17 protein-coding genes are annotated in these 21,960 nt (G+C 40.7%); 10 read left to right on the plus strand and 7 right to left on the minus strand.

Annotation, left to right across the window (positions count from 1 at the left end; genetic code table 11):
- The first annotated feature begins 62 nt into the window (after positions 1–62).
- Positions 63–2,537: a PBP1A family penicillin-binding protein gene (locus QL986_RS07735; protein ID WP_290191438.1), complete on the plus strand. Its 2,475-nt coding sequence runs from the start codon at positions 63–65 to the stop codon at positions 2,535–2,537.
- Between the two features lie 48 nt (positions 2,538–2,585).
- Here QL986_RS07735 and metL read toward each other — a convergent pair whose 3' ends face one another.
- Positions 2,586–4,931 carry a bifunctional aspartate kinase/homoserine dehydrogenase II gene (gene metL / locus QL986_RS07740; RefSeq protein ID WP_290191439.1) on the minus strand — a complete coding sequence of 782 codons (2,346 nt, stop codon included), beginning with the start codon at positions 4,929–4,931 and terminating at the stop codon, positions 2,586–2,588.
- 49 nt (positions 4,932–4,980) lie between these two features.
- Positions 4,981–6,228: a cystathionine gamma-synthase gene (gene metB / locus QL986_RS07745; protein ID WP_290191440.1), complete on the minus strand. Its 1,248-nt coding sequence runs from the start codon at positions 6,226–6,228 to the stop codon at positions 4,981–4,983.
- Between the two features lie 198 nt (positions 6,229–6,426).
- On the opposite strand from metB, the gene metJ reads away from it, so the two are divergent.
- Positions 6,427–6,747, plus strand: coding sequence for a met regulon transcriptional regulator MetJ (gene metJ, locus QL986_RS07750; protein WP_008115021.1), 321 nt, complete (start codon positions 6,427–6,429; stop codon positions 6,745–6,747).
- A 68-nt stretch (positions 6,748–6,815) separates the two neighbouring features.
- On the opposite strand, the gene QL986_RS07755 is transcribed toward metJ, so the two are convergent.
- Together QL986_RS07755 and rpmE are read right to left on the minus strand one after the other, a co-directional pair.
- Positions 6,816–8,057: a malic enzyme-like NAD(P)-binding protein gene (locus QL986_RS07755; RefSeq protein ID WP_016899301.1), complete on the minus strand. Its 1,242-nt coding sequence runs from the start codon at positions 8,055–8,057 to the stop codon at positions 6,816–6,818.
- A 524-nt stretch (positions 8,058–8,581) separates the two neighbouring features.
- Positions 8,582–8,797 (minus strand): 50S ribosomal protein L31, encoded by a 216-nt coding sequence (rpmE, locus tag QL986_RS07760; protein ID WP_008115018.1) that lies wholly within the window; start codon positions 8,795–8,797, stop codon positions 8,582–8,584.
- A gap of 230 nt (positions 8,798–9,027) precedes the next feature.
- Here rpmE and priA point away from each other — a divergent pair, with 230 nt between their 5' ends.
- The 5 genes from priA (at position 9,028) to QL986_RS07785 (ending at position 14,135) form a co-directional block, all read left to right on the plus strand.
- Complete coding sequence (gene priA / locus QL986_RS07765) at positions 9,028–11,211, plus strand: primosomal protein N' (RefSeq protein ID WP_016899302.1); 2,184 nt, start codon at positions 9,028–9,030, stop codon at positions 11,209–11,211.
- Between the two features lie 20 nt (positions 11,212–11,231).
- A complete protein-coding gene (locus QL986_RS07770) occupies positions 11,232–11,759 on the plus strand; it encodes an SPOR domain-containing protein (RefSeq protein WP_008115014.1) in 528 nt (175 codons plus the stop codon).
- 80 nt (positions 11,760–11,839) lie between these two features.
- Positions 11,840–12,358: an ATP-dependent protease subunit HslV gene (gene hslV / locus QL986_RS07775; protein WP_008115012.1), complete on the plus strand. Its 519-nt coding sequence runs from the start codon at positions 11,840–11,842 to the stop codon at positions 12,356–12,358.
- Between the two features lie 12 nt (positions 12,359–12,370).
- The gene (gene hslU / locus QL986_RS07780) at positions 12,371–13,699 is read left to right on the plus strand and encodes an HslU--HslV peptidase ATPase subunit (protein ID WP_290191441.1); all 1,329 of its coding nucleotides are present in this window, start codon (positions 12,371–12,373) and stop codon (positions 13,697–13,699) included.
- A 61-nt stretch (positions 13,700–13,760) separates the two neighbouring features.
- A complete protein-coding gene (locus tag QL986_RS07785) occupies positions 13,761–14,135 on the plus strand; it encodes a gamma-butyrobetaine hydroxylase-like domain-containing protein (RefSeq protein ID WP_290191442.1) in 375 nt (124 codons plus the stop codon).
- A gap of 71 nt (positions 14,136–14,206) precedes the next feature.
- Here the strand turns inward: QL986_RS07785 and QL986_RS07790 are convergent, their stop codons facing one another.
- The gene (locus QL986_RS07790; protein WP_290191443.1) at positions 14,207–16,087 is read right to left on the minus strand and encodes a methyl-accepting chemotaxis protein; all 1,881 of its coding nucleotides are present in this window, start codon (positions 16,085–16,087) and stop codon (positions 14,207–14,209) included.
- Positions 16,088–16,515: 428 nt separating this feature from the next.
- On the opposite strand from QL986_RS07790, the gene rraA reads away from it, so the two are divergent.
- On the plus strand, positions 16,516–17,013 hold the full coding sequence (rraA, locus tag QL986_RS07795) for a ribonuclease E activity regulator RraA (RefSeq protein ID WP_008115004.1): 498 nt from the start codon (positions 16,516–16,518) through the stop codon (positions 17,011–17,013).
- 1 nt (position 17,014) lies between these two features.
- On the plus strand, positions 17,015–18,064 hold the full coding sequence (locus QL986_RS07800; RefSeq protein ID WP_290191444.1) for a formimidoylglutamase: 1,050 nt from the start codon (positions 17,015–17,017) through the stop codon (positions 18,062–18,064).
- A 6-nt stretch (positions 18,065–18,070) separates the two neighbouring features.
- On the opposite strand, the gene QL986_RS07805 is transcribed toward QL986_RS07800, so the two are convergent.
- Positions 18,071–19,795, minus strand: a complete 1,725-nt coding sequence (locus QL986_RS07805; RefSeq protein WP_290191449.1) for a GGDEF domain-containing phosphodiesterase — start codon at positions 19,793–19,795, stop codon at positions 18,071–18,073.
- 59 nt (positions 19,796–19,854) lie between these two features.
- Positions 19,855–21,102 carry an imidazolonepropionase gene (hutI, locus tag QL986_RS07810; protein WP_290191445.1) on the minus strand — a complete coding sequence of 416 codons (1,248 nt, stop codon included), beginning with the start codon at positions 21,100–21,102 and terminating at the stop codon, positions 19,855–19,857.
- Between the two features lie 110 nt (positions 21,103–21,212).
- Between hutI and hutC the strand changes: the two genes are divergently transcribed.
- Positions 21,213–21,941: a histidine utilization repressor gene (hutC, locus tag QL986_RS07815; RefSeq protein WP_290191446.1), complete on the plus strand. Its 729-nt coding sequence runs from the start codon at positions 21,213–21,215 to the stop codon at positions 21,939–21,941.
- The last annotated feature ends 19 nt before the right edge of the window (positions 21,942–21,960 follow it).

The following is a 21,960-nucleotide window of genomic DNA, read 5'->3' on the forward strand; positions in this document are numbered from 1 at the left end:
TTTTAATCAATATATACTAGCAGTCTCAACCTGTAATTGGGAGTCCGTTTAGGGAAATATCAGTGATTTTATTAAAAAGAACTTTACAATTTTTGATCATTTGTGTATTACTTGCACTAATTACATTGCTCAGCCTTTATTACTACGTTAAATCCGATATTCCCAGCGTGCAAGTTTTAAAAAACGTGCAATTACAAACGCCTATGCAAGTATTTACTAAAGATGGGCTTTTAATCAACCAATTTGGTGAAAAAAGACGGATCCCTGTAACTATAGACCAAATTCCCCAGCCTTTATTGCAGGCTTTTTTGGCAACTGAAGATAACCGCTTTTACGATCATATCGGTATTGATCCAATTGGTATTGTGCGCTCAGCGCTAGTACTTATTTCTACTGGTGAGAAAAAGCAAGGTGCCAGTACTATTACCATGCAATTAGCTCGTAACTTCTTTTTAACACGAGAAAAAGCCTACATTCGTAAAGTAAAAGAAATATTTATTGCCATTCATATCGAAAACCTCCTCTCAAAAGATGAAATATTTGAGCTTTACCTAAATAAAATAGAATTAGGAAATCGTGCCTTTGGTATTGGTGCTGCGGCTCAAGTTTATTATGGTAAAGAACTAAAAGAGTTAACTCTTGCGCAAATGGCAATGATTGCTGGTTTACCAAAAGCTCCTTCGGCACTTAATCCTATTCGTAATCCAGAACGTGCTAAAGCAAGAAGAAATGTGGTGTTAGGAAGAATGCTTGAAGAGAAGTATATTTCAAGAGCGCAGTATAATGAAGCCACTAACCAACCAATTACCGCGTATTTTCATGGAGCTGAAATTGACTTATACGCGCCGTACATTTCAGAAATGGTACGAGCAGAAATGGTGTCACGCTACGGTATAGATAAAGCCTATAACTCAGGGTTTAAAGTGTACACTTCTGTTGAATCAGATGTTCAAAAAGCAGCACAAACAGCTCTAGTTAATAACCTGCATGCCTACGATATGCGCCATGGTTTTAGAGGCCCTGAAGCCATATTGTGGGATCCGCAAACAGAGCCGCCATTAACGCAGTCGAAATTATTAAATACTTTAAAAGCTGTTAATGAATTTGGCCCTTTAAAAACGGCTGCGGTGTTAAGCGTGAGCGATAAAAGCGCTGAAGTTATACTTAAAAGCGGCGAGCGCACAACCCTTACTTGGGATAACCTAAAATGGGCACGTAAGTTTATTACACGCTATCGCCAAAGCTTTGCGCCTGAAACAGCAAGCGATATATTAACTCCAGGCATGCAAATATGGCTGCGCAAAAATGACGATAATAGCTATATTTTAAGTCAAATACCTGAAGCGGCGAGCGCCATTGTTTCTTTAGACCCACAAGACGGGCGCATAAAAGCCATTGTTGGTGGATATAGTTTTGAACAAAGCCAATATAACCGAGCTGTACAAGCTAAACGCCAAGTAGGCTCAAATATTAAGCCGTTTATATATTCAGCTGCGCTTGAAAAAGGCTACACACTAGCGTCAATTTTAAATGATGCTCCTATAAATCAATGGGATAAGAGCCAAGGCGTTGCATGGCGACCAAAAAACAGCCCAGCTATTTATAATGGCCCAATTCGCATTCGTCGTGCTTTAGCCCAATCTAAGAATGTAATTTCCGTACGTTTATTAAGGGGCGTTGGACTGCAAAGAACAGCCGATCATTTATTAAAATTTGGTTTTGACGATAAAGATATAAATCGTAGTGAGTCACTGGCATTAGGCAGTGCATCCATTACGCCGCTTGAATTAGCACGCGGGATGAGTGCTTTTGCTAATGGCGGTCACCTAATTGAGCCGTACTTTATTTCACAAATCCAAGATGCAATGGGTAATACGTTATTTAAAACCAATCCCACCATTATTTGTGATGATGAAACGACAACACCTAGCTCGCTAATGCTAGGTGAGCAAGTAGCACCAAATTGTGCGCCGCAGATCATCTCTAAACAAAATGCATTTTTAATTGCCAGCGCAATGAATAGTGCTATTTGGGGTGGCGGTAGCTGGTCACATAAAACCGGTTGGAGTGGAACAGGCTGGCGTGCACAAGCGCTAAAACGTCGCGATCTTTCTGGTAAAACAGGCACGACAAATGATTCTGTAGATACTTGGTTTAGTGGCTTTAACCGCGATGTGATGACATCAGTTTGGGTTGGCTTTGATAACCCAGGTAATACACTGGGACGCTCAACCTACAATAACAACTTAGGAAGTGGTCAAATATCAGGTGCTGAATCAGGCGCAAAAACAGCTCAGCCTGCATGGGTTGATTTTATGCGCGCCGCACTGGATGGCAAACCTGCTGCGCCCATCGAACCACCTGAAGGCTTAGTTTCTATTCGTATTGATTTAGAAACCGGATTATTAAGTCATAAAAACGATTACACCAGCCGTTTTGAATACTTTGAAAAAGGCACCGCTCCTACCAAGTATGTGTTATCACAACCAAATGATATATTTGAAGAAAACACTAAAACTGAAGAAGAGCTATTTTAAATATAGCGAACAGTAAAAAGGCCGCAAATTAGCGGCCTTTTTGATGGTCTAACTAATATTTTGTACCAACCAGTATAAGTCAGAGTGAACGCCAGCAGCAGTCACTTCTTTACCCGCACCGGGGCCTTGTATCACTAATGCGTTTTGGTTATACCACTGGGTATTAATCACAAAAATATTATCGCCAGGGGTCAAATTCGCAACCGCTTCGCTTTTTGGTACATAGGTAATCCCTACCTTAGCGTTTAACGTGTTGTTTTCAAACTCTAATAACCCGGTGTAGCACAGTGCAGCATTTTGTTGCTGAGCCGCTTGCGCATGCTGCTCAATAAATGCATCTAAACGAGCCTTATTATCAATAAAGTTATTCCAGCTGCCTGCACTTAACTCATCGGGCATCAAAGCGGATAAAGAAATGTCATCAAGTTCCAATTCAATACCTAATTCACGCGCTAAAATAAGCAACTTACGTTGCATATCTCGTCCAGATAAGTCTTCTCGAGGATCAGGCTCTGTGAACCCCAAAGCTTGCGCTTCTAGAACTAAATCTGAAAACGCTTTACTGCCATCATACATACTGCATAACCATGACAGCGTGCCTGAAAAAACGCCTTCTATTCGCGTTATTTTATCGCCACTATTTTGTAAATCAGCCAAGGCAAAATTAATCGGTAGTCCGGCCCCTACACTTGCATTATAACGCCAATGCAAGCCACGTTGAGCAAGGCTTTCACGTAGTGTTTGATACCACGAAAGCGATGCGGTTCCCGCGTATTTATTAGCACTAATTAGATGGCAGTTTAATTCAACTAACTTACTATAAAGCTGACTAAAATGTTCACTGGCGGTAATGTCGATCACTATTTTGTGTTCATACTCAAGAGTATCTATGTATGACAATAAATCGGCTTGTTTATAGGAGCTTGCATGGTTTTCCCATTGAAGTTGCCAGCTTTCACAGTCTAATCCATTAGCATTCACCAGCATCTGCTCTGAGCGTAAAAGCGCTACTAACTTGACGTTAAAATCAGTTGATAAGCGTGCTAGTTGAGCAGGTAATTGGCGCATAAACTCAGCACCTACATTACCAAGTCCTGCAATAATTAAAGCTATTTCTTGTGCTTTATTAATGAGCTTGTCATGTAATAGGCTCAGCACATCACTTTCAAGTACTTGATCGGTTAATAGTAACGTATATCCCTCACCGTAATGGGTAAACCGAGGCTGGATAGATTGTGTTTGTAATAAGGCTTCACTTTGCTTACCAAGCGGCGCTACCTCTTGATCAGGTGCAATAATCGCCACCCCATTTAAGTTTGACTCACTAATATTGGCGCGGCCAGCAAAATAATTAGCCACCTGATGTGTCGCTGACGCAGGGACTAGTAAGTAGATTTCGCCTTCGTGTTCAAAGTGATGCAAACTATGCTGAATAAGTTGGCTAACATGTGCTACTTCGCCTTCACTCAGATCATCAACAATGAGTAAATCCACATTATTTACTGTGGTTAAAAAGCGTTTTTGTTTACTCATTCCTAGTTTAACTATTTCGGTATGACTGCCTTGAGGATCGTAACTACTGCGAACAACTAATTCTATATCGGTATCTTTTAATGGCGATAATGTTTTAGCGTGTAATACTGGATTACCTAACCTCGCTAATAAATTCGCTTGATCACGGCACACTCGCGCATACTTAACCGCATTAGCAACCTTACGCGGATCAGTACTAAAAACACCTTGAGTGTCAGTCCAAATAGAGACTTTTTTAGCATTGCAATACCGCGCTAATAAAGTGGCACTGTAATCACTGCCATTTCGCCCTAAGGTCACTGTTTCACCATGTAAATCAGCCGCAATAAACCCCGTAACTACATTAATTTTACTCGTCTGTATGGCTTTTAAGCACTGCTGCTGATTATTAGCATGCTGCAGCTGTCCGGTATCTAACGTAAATAACTGCCTAGCGTCATGGGCACAAGCGCTAACGTTAAGCTGTTCTAAGTAAGCGCTTAGTAACCTTGCAGACCACAATTCACCATGTGCTAATAACGCAGCTTCAGCTAATGTCCCTTGCTTAGCCTGCTTGGTAATAATACTGAGCTCAGTTTCAAGTAAATCAAGCGCATGGTGCTTAGCGTTAGCTATTAATAATTGCTCAATTAGAGCTATTTGATGGTTGCTCAATAGCAATACAATATCAGCAATAGCTTGAGTGTCTTGCTGTTGGTAGCTTTGCCACAGTTTAACTAAGGTATCGGTGGTTTTACCGGCAGCCGATACCACCACACAATCCCCAGCTTGAGCGTGAGTTAAAATAATATTTGCGACACTTTTAAAGCGATCCGCTGAGCTTAAACTCGAACCACCAAATTTATGAACCTGATTTACCATATTAATACCGACTCGCATTTATGTTTTGTATTTTGAAGATTGGTATGCACTACCATAACGCCGGATGCGCCGCGTTTAACTTTACTGAACCAAATGATTCACTAGCACCACTTTTTGCCGATAGGCCGGGATTGGCTTGCCCTGGGCGCACCAAATTAAATACCCTGTCTAAGTCAGCGAGTAAATCATTTACATCTTCAATACCCACCGAGATACGAATAAGCGTGTCGCCTACTCCGGCTTCTGCACGCGCGGTTGCGTCCATGCCGGCGTGGGTCATAGTCGCAGGGTGACAAATCAAACTTTCTACTCCACCTAATGATTCCGCTAAGCTAAATTCATTTAAGCGCGTTAAAAACGCTGCAGCATCGTTTATATCGCCTTTTATATCAAAGCTAACCATAGCACCAAAGCCAAGCTGCTGCGCCTTAGCTAGCGCATGTTGAGGGTGTGATTCAAGACCTGGGTAGTAAACTTGGGCAACAAACTGGGAGCGTTCTAAATACTGTGCAATGGCGAGTGCATTTTCTTGGTGTTGCCTTAAACGCACGTTTAACGTACGTAAGCCTCTGAGCGTTAAATAGCTATCAAATGGCGCGCCGGTGATGCCAATGTTATTTGCCCACCACGCTAACTCTTCACCTAACTCAGCAGTCGCTGCGATAACCGCGCCACCAACAACGTCTGAATGGCCATTGATATATTTTGTGGTTGAGTGCACCACAATATCAGCGCCAAACTTAATCGGGTTTTGTAATGCTGGCGATAAAAATGTGTTGTCGGCGGCAACCAGTGCACCACACTGTTTAGCTGTATCAGTTACCGCTTTAATATCTGTTAAGCGTAAAATAGGATTGCTAGGTGTTTCAATCCAAATCAGCTTAGGTTTAATAGCAAGGATGCGTGTCAAACTGTCGCTTTTGGTAAAATCGACCACTTCTAGTTTTAATAAGCCGCGCTTTTCTAGCGAAGTAAATAAGCGATAGCTGCCCCCATAACAGTCATGAGGGATCACTAACGTATCGTCACTATTAAGTAATTGTGTTGTTAGGTGAACGGCTGCCATGCCTGTTGCGGTAATAATGCCTTTAGCGCCACCTTCAAGCTCCGTGAGCGCCTCAGCCAAAATGTCACGATTAGGGTTACCACTGCGGCCATAATCATATTGACGCTTTGTATCAAAGTCAGCAAATGAGTAAGTTGTTGATAAATAAAGCGGTGGAACAACCGCACCATGCTGTTTGTCGGCTTCTATTCCACTACGAACAGCAATTGTTGCCTTATTTTTTTCACTCATTTTCGCTACCTTTACTAATTTGGATGTTTAGACGTCTAAAAGGTAGCGCATGCAATTTAAGATGTCAAAACATTTAAATGTCTAGATAGCTAAATAACTAGTATTTGACTATCTTTTTTAAACCGATAGAATTTCACGCATATTTACACGCTTTGATGCTGTGTGAGCAATTTATAATCTGAGGCAACGATACATCTTATGGCTAAATGGAATGGTGAATATATTCACCCATACGCAGAACACGGGAAAAAATCCGAACAAGTAAAGAAGATCACCGTTTCGATCCCGCTAAATGTATTAAAAGTATTAACTGATGAACGTACTCGTCGTCAAATAAACAACTTACGTCATGCAACAAATAGCGAGCTTTTATGCGAAGCGTTTTTGCATGCGTTTACCGGGCAACCGCTGCCTAATGATGATGATTTGCGTAAAGATAACGCAGAAAAAGTACCTGAAGAAGTGAAGAAAATAATGCAAGAAATGGGACTAGAAGTGCCTATTTTAAATGAAGACTAGAAGGGTCTTTATACAAAAAAACCTCAGCAAATGCTGAGGTTTTTTTTGCGCTAATTTACACTTAACAATTACGCCATGTAGTTTTCTGGCATATCAATTTGTGCAACGCCAGAGTCTACCGCCGCCTGCGCAACCGCTTTAGCTATACGTGGTAACAAACGTGGATCCATTGGTTTTGGTATAATATATTTAGCACCAAACTCTAATTTGTCGATGCCTGCGGCAGTAAGCACTTCAGCCGGTACGGGCTCTTTAGCAATACTGCGGATTGCTTCTACAGCAGCAATTTTCATCTCGTCGTTTATTTCACTGGCACGTACATCTAACGCACCACGGAAAATAAACGGAAAACACAATACGTTATTAACTTGATTCGGATAATCAGAGCGACCTGTAGCCATAATTAAATCGTTACGTGCGGCGTGTGCTAATTGCGGATCGATTTCAGGATCGGGGTTTGAACAAGCAAATACCACGGGTCTATCAGCCATTAATTTTAAATCTTCAGGGGCTAATAAATTAGGGCCCGATACACCCACAAACACATCGGCATCTTCAATTACATCTTGTAAAGTACGTTTATCGGTATTGTTTGCAAATAATTGCTTATATTCATTCAAGTCATCACGACGCGTATGAATAACTCCTTTGCGATCTAACATATAAATATGTTCACGCAACGCGCCACATTTAATTAAAAGCTCCATACAAGCAACAGCTGCAGCGCCGGCACCTAAACATACAATAATTGCATCTTCAATTGCTTTGCCCTGTACTTCCAGCGCGTTTAGCATACCCGCAGCCGTTACAATAGCCGTACCATGCTGATCATCATGAAAAACAGGAATGCTACAACGCTCTATAAGCGCTTTTTCTATTTCAAAACATTCGGGCGCTTTAATATCTTCTAAATTAATTCCACCAAAGGTGTCGGCAATATTAGCCACTGTGTTAATAAAGTCTTCGGTAGTACGGTGCTTAACTTCAATATCTATAGAGTCTAACCCTGCAAAACGCTTAAATAGTAGCGCTTTACCTTCCATAACGGGTTTTGAAGCGAGTGGACCTAAATTACCTAAGCCTAAAATTGCGGTGCCGTTAGTAATAACCGCAACCATATTTCCTTTACCAGTATATTTGTAGGCATTTGCTGGATCAGCGGCAATTTCACGAACAGGTTCTGCGACACCGGGGCTGTATGCGAGCGCGAGGTCTTTAACCGTCTCAGCGGGCTTGGTCAGCTCAATACTGATTTTACCTGGAACGGGATGGGCATGGTAATGTAGTGCTTGTTCACGAAAATCTGACATAACGCGATTATATCCTGCAATTTAAGTTAAAGTGAGAGGTAGTTTTAATCTACGATACCTTTATTATTTTTAAATTCCAAGCAATATCAGGTCTATCCTGTTATATGCTAGAACTGTTAATTTTAAGTGATTTATCAGCAACTTCCCTAGATTATCCTGACATTTTTAAAATATAAATTCGTCATAAAAATGAAAAACACAGGTACTTTTTGCCCTTGTTCTATTTTTATAAAGCGTATTTTTTAGTCTTAAATTAAAATAGTGAAATACCGAATTTTATTTAACTTTAAACACAAATAACCTCACGTTACCTGCATTTGAGTACCATCTTTAAAGTTTAACAAATAAAAATATAGAGAATATTGGCTGTTTTGTCTGCAAATGTTTATGCATACTCAGAATAAGAACAGGAAATAGTTATGCAAAAAAAATAAATACAAAATTGCTAAGAAAGCAGGTAGGAAAGTAAATTTTGGCCACAAAAAAAGCACCCTAAGGTGCTTTTTTTACATAGAAACAAAAAATTATTTTTTGCTGCTAAGTGCACCGAAGCGCTTGTTGAAGCGATCAACACGGCCGCCAGTGTCTAAAATCTTTTGCTTACCAGTGTAAAACGGGTGACACGCAGAACATACGTCTAAGTGAATGTCTTTACACAGAGTAGAACGAGTTTCGAATTTGTTTCCGCATGAACAAGTTGCAGAAATTACTTCGTACTTAGGGTGAATACCTTCTTTCATAGGAACCTCTAGTTAAGGCCGCATCGCTCTCCAAACCCGAAGTCTGGCACCATACGTCGTTAAAACAAATTTATTGGCCGCGAATTTTATCCAACAACCCGCACGCACACAAGCTTTAATTACCCTTTTTGCTAAAAAGTCGGCAAACACCTATTCATTACTGATTTGTCGGTAGGCTTTTAATGCTATTTTTAGTACATTAAACCATTACGTTAATTGGTTGAGTTGTTATGCGTTTTGCTGAAGTTGCAATAAAAGTCCCCTTGCCTCGCACCTTTGATTATAAAGTGGATGAGCAATTAGTACCGCTGACTCAATTACAGCCCGGTATGCGCGTGTTAGTCCCTTTTGGTAATCAACGTAAAGTAGCGGTTATTCTTAGCTTAAAAACGGAAACAGCAGTCCCCGAAGGCAAAATAAAATCTATTATTGAAGTTATTGACGACTCACCGGTATTATCTGCGCAGCATTTAGAGCTACTGAAATTTACAGCGCGTTATTATTGCTATCCACTCGGTGAAACTATTCATATTGCATTGCCCAGTGCACTGCGCCAAGGTGAGTGCCCTGATAAAACCAGTATAAACATGGTGACATTAAGCGAAAAGGGGGCACTTTTACCGTCTTTAAAAGCTAAAACACAGCTTAATTTGCTTAAGCAATTATCAGCATCCGGTAAATCATCATTAACCGAACTCAAAGCCCTCGGGTTTAATAAAAAAACCATTGATACCCTTTTAGATAAAGAGCTAATAATTCAAACCATTGAGCACGACAATCAATGGCAACATACCTCGCCAACGGTTGGCAGCAAGCCTCGTTTGAATAAAGAGCAAGCCATTGCCTGCACTGCAATTAATCAAAGTACGGGGTTTAATAGCTTTTTGCTAGAAGGTGTCACTGGCAGCGGAAAAACCGAAGTTTACCTGCAATGCCTAGAAGAAGTATTAAAACGTGGCGAACAGGCGTTAGTGCTCGTTCCTGAAATAGGACTAACGCCTCAAACGGTCAATCGTTTTAGACGTCGCTTTCCTGACACCCCTATTATGTTATGGCACTCGGCATTAACCGATAACGAACGTCTACAAACATGGCGCTTTTGTGAAAAAGGCAGTTGCGCCATTGTTATAGGTACCCGTTCGAGTATTTTTCTGCCATTTTTAAAGCTTGGGATGATTGTGGTTGATGAGGAGCATGATGCCTCATTTAAACAACAAGACACTTTACGCTATCATGCCCGTGATTTAGCTGCGTATCGTGCCTATCAGCATCAAATTCCACTTATTTTGGGTAGCGCCACGCCGGCATTAGAAACACTGCATAAAGCTATTAATAACAAATACCAGTTGCTTACATTAAGTGAGCGCGCACAAACCGCCACCGATAATCAGTTTAAGCTGCTCGACATGAAAGGTCAGCCTGATCGAGCCGGTATTGCGCATGCCAGTCTTGCAATAATGCGCCAGCACCTAAATAGAGGAAAGCAGGTGATGGTATTTTTAAATCGCCGTGGGTTTTCTCCTACCTTGATTTGTCATGAATGTGGTTGGTTGAGTGAATGTAACCGCTGCAGCACCAGTGCGACTTTTCATAAGGCAATAGGCCAAATGATTTGCCACCATTGTGGCGATCAATATCATGTACCGCATCAATGCCCTGACTGTGGTAGTACGCAAATCTTTCCTAACGGCAAAGGCACCGAGCAAATAGAAGAGTTTTTAAGTAGTGAATTTGCAGACACCCCGATCAGCCGTATCGACCGTGACTCAACTCGGCGTAAAGGTAGCCTTGAAAAAGCACTGGATGAAATAAACCAAGGCGGCGCACGTATTTTAGTTGGTACGCAAATGCTGGCAAAAGGTCACCATTTTGCTGATGTTAGCCTAGTACTTATTTTAGATGTCGATAGTGGTTTGTATTCGTGTGACTTTAGGGCTACTGAGCATTTAGCACAATTAGTAACTCAAGTTGCAGGACGCGCGGGACGTTCTGGCGAACCCGGTGAAGTATTATTACAAACGCACTTTCCTGAGCACCCGCTATTACAAGACTTAGTTAATAATGGCTATCAAGATTTTGCCCGCTTTGCACTCACTGAGCGAAGTGATGCACAGTTGCCACCCATTACGAGTATGGCAATTGTTCGCGCACAAGGGCATAACATAAAGCAAGTCGTCGACTTTCTAACGGATTTGGTTCCTGTCAATGGGGTATCTGGTATACAATTGCTCGGACCGATCCCCGCGCCTTTAGAAAAAATTGCGGGAATGTATCGTTTTCAATTACATATTCAAGCGCAAGATCGACGCATACTACATCAGTATCTCGCGCAAATGGTTGATTATCTCAGCACTAGCAAACTTGCACAAAAAGTTCGCTGGAGTTTAGACGTAGACCCTACAGACATGATTTAGGTAAGGCCACATATAACACCATGGCACAGCACGATTATATTAATAAAAAACCAAAAAATAGAAAAAATACTAAACAAGAGCCGGCTAAAAAACCCTTCCCGTTTTTGTTAATCATTATTGCCTTGTTACTAATCGGTGGTTTTGCATACGGACTCTGGTTTGTTAAAAACAATGCAGATCCAGAGCTTGTTGAAAAGCAAGCAAATCCAACACCCGAAAAACAAGTAGAAATAGCTAAACCGCGGCCACCTAAATTTATTAAAGAAATTAAAGAGCATGAGATTCAGGTTGAAGTAAAAGAACTTGAACAAAAAGGCCCTTATGTCATGCAATGTGGTTCATTTAGAACCCATCAGCAAGCTGAAACCTTAAAAGCTAAAATAGCGTTTGCAGGATTAATTTCAGAAATCAAAAAAACCACAGGCAGCAATGGTATTTGGTACAAAGTGCGTTTAGGGCCTTATGAAACCAAGCGTCATGCAGAAAGTGACAAGAACAAACTTAAACGAATTAATATTGTCGGCTGCGGAATTTGGGGCTGGACTTGAATTTAAACCATTCACCCATATAACCTCTTCATAATCGTTTTTTACGCGCTGCCCCTTGCAGCGCGATGATGAGGAATAACATGACTACAATCGTAAGTGTACGCCGTGATGACAAAGTTGTTATTGGTGGTGACGGCCAAGTATCTCTTGGTAACACAGTAATGAAGGGCAATGCCCGAAAAGTTCGACGCCTTTATAATGGCAAAGTTATCGCTGGGTTTGCTGGCGGCACTGCTGATGCCTTTACTCTTTTCGAACGTTTTGAAAGCAAACTAGAAATGCACCAAGGTAACCTCACTAAAGCGGCTGTAGAAATGGCTAAAGATTGGCGTAGCGATCGTGCCCTGCGTAAACTTGAAGCTTTACTTGCTGTTGCTGATGAAACAGCTTCGCTAATTATCACCGGCAACGGTGACGTGGTGCAACCAGAAAACGACCTAATCGCAATTGGCAGCGGCGGTAACTTTGCGCAATCAGCTGCAACCGCCTTATTAGAAAACACCGACTTAAGTGCTCGTGAAATTGTAGAGAAAAGTCTAACAATTGCTGGCAACATCTGTGTATTTACGAATAACTTCCAAACTATCGAAGAATTGTAATAGGAACTCGCTATGTCTGATATGACCCCAAGAGAAATTGTTCATGAGCTAGACCAACATATTATTGGCCAAGCTAAAGCGAAAAAAGCGGTTGCTATTGCCCTTCGTAATCGCTGGCGCCGTATGCAGTTAAACGAAGACTTACGCGCAGAAGTAACGCCAAAAAATATCTTAATGATTGGCCCTACGGGTGTAGGTAAAACTGAGATTGCTCGTCGTTTAGCAAAGCTTGCCAACGCACCTTTTATTAAAGTTGAAGCCACTAAATTTACAGAAGTAGGTTATGTCGGTAAAGAAGTTGAAACTATCATCCGTGATTTAGTTGATGTTTCAATTAAAATGACACGAGAGCAACAAACTAAAAAGTTCAAACATCGCGCTGAAGAAGCGGCTGAAGAACGTATATTAGATGTATTACTGCCTCCAGCGAAAGATCAATACGGTGAAGTTCAGCGCGATGAAAATTCATCGACACGCCAATCGTTTCGTAAAAAGTTACGCGAAGGCCAATTAGATGACAAAGAAATTGATATTGATTTAGCCCAAGCTCAACCTAATATTGAAATTATGGCTCCTCCTGGTATGGAAGAAATGACCAACCAGTTACAGGGAATGTTTCAAAACATGGGTGGTGATAAACGCACTAAGCGTAAGCTTAAAATTAAAGAAGCGTTTAAGTTACTTACTGAAGAAGAAGCCGGTAAACTGGTTAATCCTGAAGAATTAAAAGAACAGGCCATTTTTGCAGTAGAGCAAAACGGCATTGTGTTTATTGATGAAATAGATAAAATTTGTAAACGTGGTGAAGCCTCAGGCCCAGATGTAAGTCGTGAAGGTGTACAACGTGATTTACTTCCGCTTATTGAAGGCTCTACCGTTAATACCAAGCACGGCATGGTAAAAACTGACCACATGTTGTTTATTGCCTCAGGCGCATTCCAAATGTCTAAACCATCAGACATGATCCCTGAGTTACAAGGCCGTTTACCTATTCGTGTTGAACTTGAAGCACTCACAGCCGATGACTTTAAACGCATTTTAACTGAGCCACACGCATCACTTACGGAGCAACAACGCGAGCTACTCAAAACAGAGCAAGTCGCTGTTGAATTTAGCGACGATGCAATTGAGCGAATTGCTAAAGCCGCGTGGCAGGTTAATGAGAAAACCGAAAACATCGGTGCTCGCCGTCTGCATACTGTTATGGAAAGATTAATGGAAGAAATTTCATATGATGCTACTGAAAAAGCGGGTTCAAGTTTAGTTATTGACGCTGCCTATGTTGAAAAGCACCTAGGTGCGCTGGTTGAAGATGAAGACTTAAGCCGCTTTATTCTTTAACAGCCGTTTAATGTATACTAAAAGCCTCCAGCATGGAGGCTTTTTTGTAAGTGAGATGACGATGAAACAAGTAACTAAAGTGCACTATCATAGTGTAAGTAAAAATTTAGATGTGTTTTTTGATGATCATTCAGAGGCAACCTTCAGTACTGAGTTTTTACGGGTTCACTCTCCCTCAGCCGAGGTGCAAGGCCATGGCTCTGAGCCTATGAAATTAGTACTTAATAAACAAACAGTGAGCATTAAAAGCATTACGCCGGTAGGGCATTACGCGTTACGTTTAGAGTTTGACGATGGCCATGACAGCGGGCTGTTCAGCTGGCAATATTTTGCTAAGTTACAAGCTGAACAAACAAGCTTATGGGATACGTATTTAGAGCGTGTTAAACAACATGAAAATAACAAAGACAGCGTACCAATAAAATTTGTACCTTAGCGCCAGTGGGGATGCTTCTGCTTAGTTAGTAAGAAAAAAGCGGCAATTAAGCCACTTTTTTCTATGGAAAGTTATACTTTATATTTTGAGATTGCTTGATGAAGCACCCTTGATTGCTCAGATACCTCTTCACTGGTTTGCGCATTAGTTTGTGAGTGAGCGGCAGCTCCTTCAGCAATATCTCGAATACGGACTACATTTTTATTAACCTCTGATGCTACCTGACTCTGTTCATCAATAGCAGTGGCTATATGTGTACTCATTTCCATAATCGTTTGCACATCAACAGTGATTGCTCCTAGCAATTCACCCGCTTTTGTTGCTTGTGTAGCACTTTCGCCACCTTGAGTACGACATTGGTGCATGATACTCACAACTTCTTGAGTACGCTGTTGTAGGGTGTTAATAATGCCTTCTATTTCGCTGGTTGACTCCTGCGTACGCTGTGCAAGTGAGCGCACTTCATCTGCAACAACCGCAAAGCCACGACCTTGTTCACCCGCTCTCGCCGCTTCAATGGCAGCATTTAAAGCAAGTAAATTAGTTTGCTCTGCAATCGCACGAATTACATCAAGTACAGAACCTATGGTTTCACCATCTTTTTCTAGCTGAGACACCACGCTGGAAGCTTTACCAAGTGAATCAGATAAGGCATTAATATGCTTAATGGTTGACTCTACTTCAACCTGACCTTGCTGGGCGCTTACATTGGTCGATTCAGCTTTTTTAGCCGCAGCTTCAGTATTGTGTGAAATATCTTGAATCGTTGCCTGCATTTCTGTAGCAGCGGTTGCTACCATATCCGCTTCATGTAATTGCTCTTGCATACCAGAGCTAGTCGCTGAGGTTGTTTCAGATAGATTCCCTGTTGCTATATTAAGCGTTGTTAGAGCCGTATTTACTTCATAGATGAGATCTTTAAAGTCACTAATTAAACTATTAAAGTCTATGGTCATCCTCGTTACTTCATCTTTCCCTTTATGCTCTATAAACAAGCTTAAGTCATTGCTTTGTCTGATCTTACCTATTGCTTGATAAACTTTTTCTATAGGTTGGATAATTGAACGACTGGTTAAGTACACAAGTAGCATAACGATGATACTTGCAATTATAAAAATGACTATTGCTAATAATTGCGCCTGCTGCGCCGTTTCAGTTACTTGCTCTTTAGTCGCATTAGTGATCAAAGTGACCACTTCATCACTTTTCTTAACACTTATTCTCATTTTCCCTAGGGCACCCGAATTTAAATCGACGCCTAGTTCCACCTGCGCCTCTACCAATGCAGTAAATTTATTTTGGTAGTTGGTCATTAACGAGACCAATTGATTGCGTAAATTATTAGGTAGCTCTGCAGCATTTACTTGTTGTTTTAACTCGCTTGCTAATTTATTAAATCGATCTAAATACTTGGTATCTAAACGTAACATAAAATCTTTTTCAGCTCGGCGTAGCTGTAGCATAGTGGTGAGTAATTGGTAATTATTATGCTCACTAAGCAATGTTTCTATTTTATGAACTGCTTCTCGCAGCTCGCCATATAAAGCGTCTTTTGGGTGCAACCCGATTTTACGCTGTAGTTTTACAACATTTTGAAAGTCGTCATAGTACTGTTGGGCTAACGTAGAAAATTGATTGACCTGAGCCGTAGCAATATTTAAATCTGCAGATAAAACAGATAGCTTTTCTAGTTTAAATTGTAGTTTTTTATATTCTTGTGCAAATAGCTCTAAACTAGACTCATCTTTGTAAAACAAAAAGTCTTTTTCGTATTTACGCATCGAAAGCTCATGCACTTCTAGCTCTTCAGCGTACTGAATAGTTTCATTTAATTTAAGCATAATACGTGCTTCATAAATGATGATGCACAGCATAACAATCATGGCTAAGCCAACGATTAATGCGTTAAATTGTAAACGACGTTTAATCGTTAGATTCTGTAAAAAGTTCATTGTAAATACCTATATTAAATTTGCCAGTTCAGTATAACGTGATGCTTTCTTGTATTAACATAATTTTGTTACATGAAATAAACAATAATGCCTATCATTAAAAACCATAAAAAAGGGCTACCAGTAAAATTTAACCATTAACAAACTCCCTTTATACAAATGGACAATATAATCATCGGCCTGATCACAGTATTGTTTAATTTTAACAGTCTCGCCAATCAGAACTTAAATCTCTCGCACTTATAAACGCTCAGTCCATAGCTTTAAAAATATTTATTTATAAAGATGACAATTTTATTAAAAAATTATGAGTCGTGTTATTGATTTAGTTCTATTTCTGGCTAAATTTACTGCAATTAAGTCGTTGTTATTGAATATAAGGAGGGTATACTAAGTCACTAACTTATGTATCTTTTGAGGATAAAATAATGGATTACAGCACTTCTGATTTATGTGACCATTTCGCTGATGTGGTTGACGTGCTTGAACCTATGTTCATCAACTTTGGTGGTCGACACAGTTTTGGTGGCCGCATTAAAACGGTAAAATGTTTTGAAAATAATGAACTGATCCGTCAATTGCTTTCTCAAGATGGTACAGATCAGATTTTACTTATTGATGGTGGAGGCTCCACTCGCAGAGCCTTAATTGATATTGAACTGGCTGAGCTGGCACTTGAAAACAATTGGCAAGGTATTATTGTATATGGTGCACTGCGCCATGTTGATGAACTTGAAGAACTGGATTTAGGAATTCAAGCCATTGGATCAATTCCGGTTGCAGCTGACAGTGAAGGCGCGGGTGAAAGCGGCATAGGCGTTAACTTTGCGGGTGTATCATTTTTCGATGATGATTTTGTTTATGCCGACAGTACAGGTATTGTACTTTCTGCTGAAGAATTAGAGCTAGAAATAATAGAACTGTAGCGTGACAGCACACCTTAAAGTATATAACGAAAGCACGCTCAAGCGCATTTGTTCTAACCGTGCTGGTGAACAAAAAGCGTGGCAGTCAATGGCATTACTTGACGCAAACGTTAATATACAACAAGCGCTTACTGATGCTGCACAGTTTGGTATGCGCTTTGTTTTACTGGGCGTTTGCGAAGACATTGGACCTAGAGCCAATTTAGGTAAAGGCGGAGCACAACATGCTTGGCCCGCTTTTTTACAACACTTTTTAAACCAACCTCACAATCACGCTATTGCCATGCAAAAAGTGTTACTGCTTGGCGAAGTAAACCTCGATGACTTAATGGAACAAGCACACCCGCTTGATAACCAAAATCCTCTCGATTTAGACCAATTACGTCAGTTGTGCGCTGAGATTGATGTGCGGGTTGAAGCAATTTTAAGCATGATTTTTAAAGCCGGTCTTGAACCCATCATTATTGGTGGCGGACATAATAACTGCTTAGGTATTATTCGCTCGCTTGCAAAATATAAAAACAGCGCAATTAACGCCATTAATTTAGACCCCCATGCCGACTTTAGAGAGTGTGAAGGCAGACACAGTGGCAATGGGTTTCACTACGCCTATCAAGAGCAGCACCTTAACAGTTACCATGTAATTGGCTTACATGAGCTTAAAAATAATCAACAAATTTTTAATGCGATGCAAAGTGCAAAATTTAGTTTCACCAGCTATCAAGCGATTAATGTTAGGCGAGAAATAAGTTTAACGGAGGCAACTAACAATGCACTAAACGCATTTGATAACGCACCGTTGGGAATAGAAGTTGATTTAGATAGCCTAACCAACATGCCTGCAAGCGCATTTAATTATTGCGGTTTTGATGTTAGCGATGGCGAGCATTATGTTTATTTAGCTGCAAGTAATCATCACAGTGCTTATTTACATTTATGCGAAGCAGCACACTCGCAACATCCTCACTCTCTTGCTGCGGGTAAATTACAATGTGGTCAAGTAATCAGCGCCTTAGTAAATACCTACCTACAAACAAAGCAAAAAATCTAATCTTCCCTAGTCTTCTTGTGCCTGTAACCACTGTTTAAACCAACTCATTAACCCCAAGCTACTTAAAGGGTGTCCGAAGTAGTAGCCTTGTGAGGCATAAGCTTTCAAACTTTTCACAAATTTAAGTTGGTCCAGTGTTTCAACACCTTCAAAAATCACTTTTGTTTGTTGCTGATTATGCATTTCTACCATACCGCTTACTAAGCTGCGTATATTATTTTGATTACTAAAGTCTGCAGTTAATGCAGGCGATACTTTAATATATTCCACCGCTAAATTAGGTAACTTAGAAAGTAATACAGGGTTATCACCTAAACCATCAACACACACTTTTAAACCTAAACTATTAAGCCTTGCAATCATGGCTCTGCCTTTATCATCTAGGCTGGTAAAAACATGAAGCGGACATTCTAAAATTAAATCACCAGGCCTGAGTTGATGCTCACCAATAACCCCATAAACAAAATCAACAAACTCTTCGTTGAGCATTTCTGGGCCAAATAAATTAACACTCAAAGGTACCGATATCCCTTCCATACGAAGTGCCATGGCTAATTCACCAGCACGCTCTATAACAAAGGTAGCCAGTGAATAACCAAGCCCTGCAATTCTAATATCATTGATAAATCGGCTTGCCGATAAGGTGCCTTGCGCGGGGTGTTGCCAACGTAATAACAATTCTAAAAATTCAATTTGGCCATCGCCGTTGCGAATAACGGGTTGAAAAAACAGCTCAAACTCATCAGCAAAGCTGATATTCGCAAGCTCTGTTAATCGCGCTTGTTGCTCTAAATGCTCAACCGTCATTTGTTGATGATAAGCCACTATTTGTTTACTTGGCTGACTATCAAGTGCCAAGTAAGCATGACTAATTAAATCATCAAAGTTCGTACTTTGTTGATCGCAATGAACATAACTGGCTCTTACCTTTACTTCAATAGTGCAATTTGCCACGTTAAAGGGCTTTAATGTAGCGCCAATAATTTGCTTGATAAGCTGTTGATGTAAATGATTATGGCTTTGTAGATCACAAATAAACGCAAAATTTAAGCCGCCTAAATGCGCTAATTTAGCGTGCGGAGCAAGGAACAACACTTCATCACTGTCTAGTAAGTCTTTTATTCGATTTGCCGACTGCGACAACAATAAGTCACCAAAATCTCGTCCAATATGTTGATTTACCTGCGAAAACCCCTCTAGCCTTAATACAATAAGTGCGGCTCTGAATGAACCTTCATCAATAAGCTCATTATATTTTTGACGTAACTGTTGTTTATCGGGGAAGCTGGCTAAGGGTGAGTTTTCAACATACACCTCAGGCTCGGTTTGCGGCTTTAAAGGCGCAGTAGCTTTAGGCTCATTATCAGCTAAAAAACCACTGACTGAGAGCAGTAAAATAGCCATGAGCAACCACGCTAAATGCAGCGTAAAAAAGAGATACCCTATTAATAATAAAACAAGAAATGCGCTTGCACAGGCACTGATAAGAAGCGGTTTTTTTTGCTTTTGTAACTTCGCTTGATATAAATTAAAACCAAAACCTAGCGCTAGTAAAATAGCGAGCCAAGGTATTGCGCTACTCACCATAGCTAAGCCAATGAGCCCAGTACATAAAAAGCTGAGTCTCATTACGTTACTTTTAACGGTTAATAGCGTGGCAACCATTGCCATTAAAAGTGCACCACTTAAAAAAATAGCTAAATTGCTGTAGCTCAATAACGTTCCATCCATAGCTGACGTACTCACTGACATTAAATAAAACATAGGTTTAAGAGTTAATTTTATACAAACTAACTAAGTTTACCCAATATCCATAGATTTAACAGTTTATTTACCCCAAACTGATAACTTAATTGTGCAGGATGGTCAATTTGCCAATGAGCGATATCTGCGCGAGCGCCAACTTTTAACACCCCTCTATCAGTAAAACCTAAAGCACGAGCCGCATGTGCTGTTACGCCAGTTAATGCCTGCTCTGGGGTGAAATTAAATAAGGTGCAGGCCATATTCATCATTAATTGCAACGAACACAAGGGTGATGTGCCGGGATTAAAGTCACTGGCGATCGCTATGGGTACTTTGTATTTATTTAACAGCTCAATTGGTGGGTATTTCGTTTCTTTTAAAAAATAAAAAGCCCCAGGCAGTAATACCGCCACAGTGCCTGCGTTTGCCATAGCTTTAACGCCTGCTTCATCAAGGTATTCTAAATGATCAGCCGACAGGCCATTGTATTGTGCTACCAGCGCTGCACCGTGTTGATTTGATAATTGCTCGGCATGACACTTGATTGCCAAACCCTGTTTTTTAGCTGCATCAAATACGCGTTGAGTTTGTGCGTAGCTAAAGCCAATGTCTTCACAAAATACGTCAACGGCATCTACTAGGTCATTTTCAACAAGCGTGCTTAGCATTTCATTGCATACCAAATCTATGTAATCATCACTGCGGTTTTTAAACTCCAAAGGTAGCGCATGTGCCCCTAAATAGGTGTTAACTACTTCAATGGGGTGATGTTGATTTAACAGCCTAGCCACCTCCAATATTTTTTTCTCATTGTCTATATCAAGCCCATACCCTGACTTAATCTCAACCGTCGTCACCCCTTCAGCTAACAATGCATTTAAACGCTCTTTTGCTGCTACAAATAACTGTTCGTGGTCAGCCTCTCGGGTTGCTTTAACTGTACTTGCTATTCCCCCTCCCTGCGCGGCTATTTGCTGATAGCTCACGCCCTGCAAACGCTGCTCAAACTCTTGCGCACGAGAACCGGCAAACACTAAATGTGTATGGCAATCAATTAAGCCTGGGGTTAACCATTGCCCTTTTACACTTAATATCGGGGTGGCTAACACATCAAAATTAGGTACGTCAGCTTGCTTACCTAGCCACACTATTTTGCCATTTTTAATAGCTAGCGCCGCATTTTCTATCGCCCCATAAGGCGCATCAATATTGCTATCCATGGTCGCAATGTTGGCATCTGTGAGCAATAAATCGATATCATTTAACTGTTCTGTAGATTCTGTGGCTTGCATAAGTTTCTCCGCGATAATGTTCAAACGAGTTTAACAACACATCTTGTATATACAAGGTAATTATGCCATCTTATTAAGTATTGTTTATTTTTAATACACCAAAAGCGTTTATGCCAACACCTAAATTTACACAAATAAAACAGTTTATTGTGGACAAAATACGCAGTGGGCTTTGGCTTGAAAACCAACGCGTGCCCTCAGAAAATGAACTGGCAAAGCAGTTTGCGGTAAGCAGAATGACCGCACGTCGAGCGTTAAGTGAGCTAACTGATACAGGCATTTTAACCCGTAGCCAAGGGCTAGGTACTTTTGTCGCAAGCTTTAAGTCGCAGTCATCACTACTGGAAATAAAAAACATTGCACATGAAGTCAAAGAGCGAAACGGAAACTACAGCTGCACAGTACAGGTGTTGGAATCAATCAATGCCGTGGCGCCAATTGCTATTGCTTTAGGTGTTGAGGTAGATAGTGTGGTGTATAGAAGTGTCATTATTCATAACGAAAACGACAGTCCCTTGCAAGTTGAAGAACGCTTTGTAAACCCGTTACTTGCCAAGGATTATTTACAACAAGATTTTACCGCTCTCACCCCACACGAATACCTATCAACGGTTGCCCCTTTAACACAAGCAAGGCACACCGTAGAGGCTATAACGCCAAATAATGAAATGTGTCAATGGCTTAACTTATATAACGAAGAGCCATGCTTACAAGTAATACGCCGCACTTGGTCGATTAACGGGATTGTTAGCTTTGCACGACTTATATCGCCGGGTAGTAAGTATCGCTTGGGCGGGCAATTAACATTTAAAAATAATAATAAAGCGCATAACGCTTAATACTATTTAACAGGAGTGA

The sequence above is a fragment of the Pseudoalteromonas sp. APC 3250 genome (assembly GCF_030407915.1).
In the GTDB taxonomy this organism is placed as follows: domain Bacteria; phylum Pseudomonadota; class Gammaproteobacteria; order Enterobacterales; family Alteromonadaceae; genus Pseudoalteromonas; species Pseudoalteromonas tetraodonis.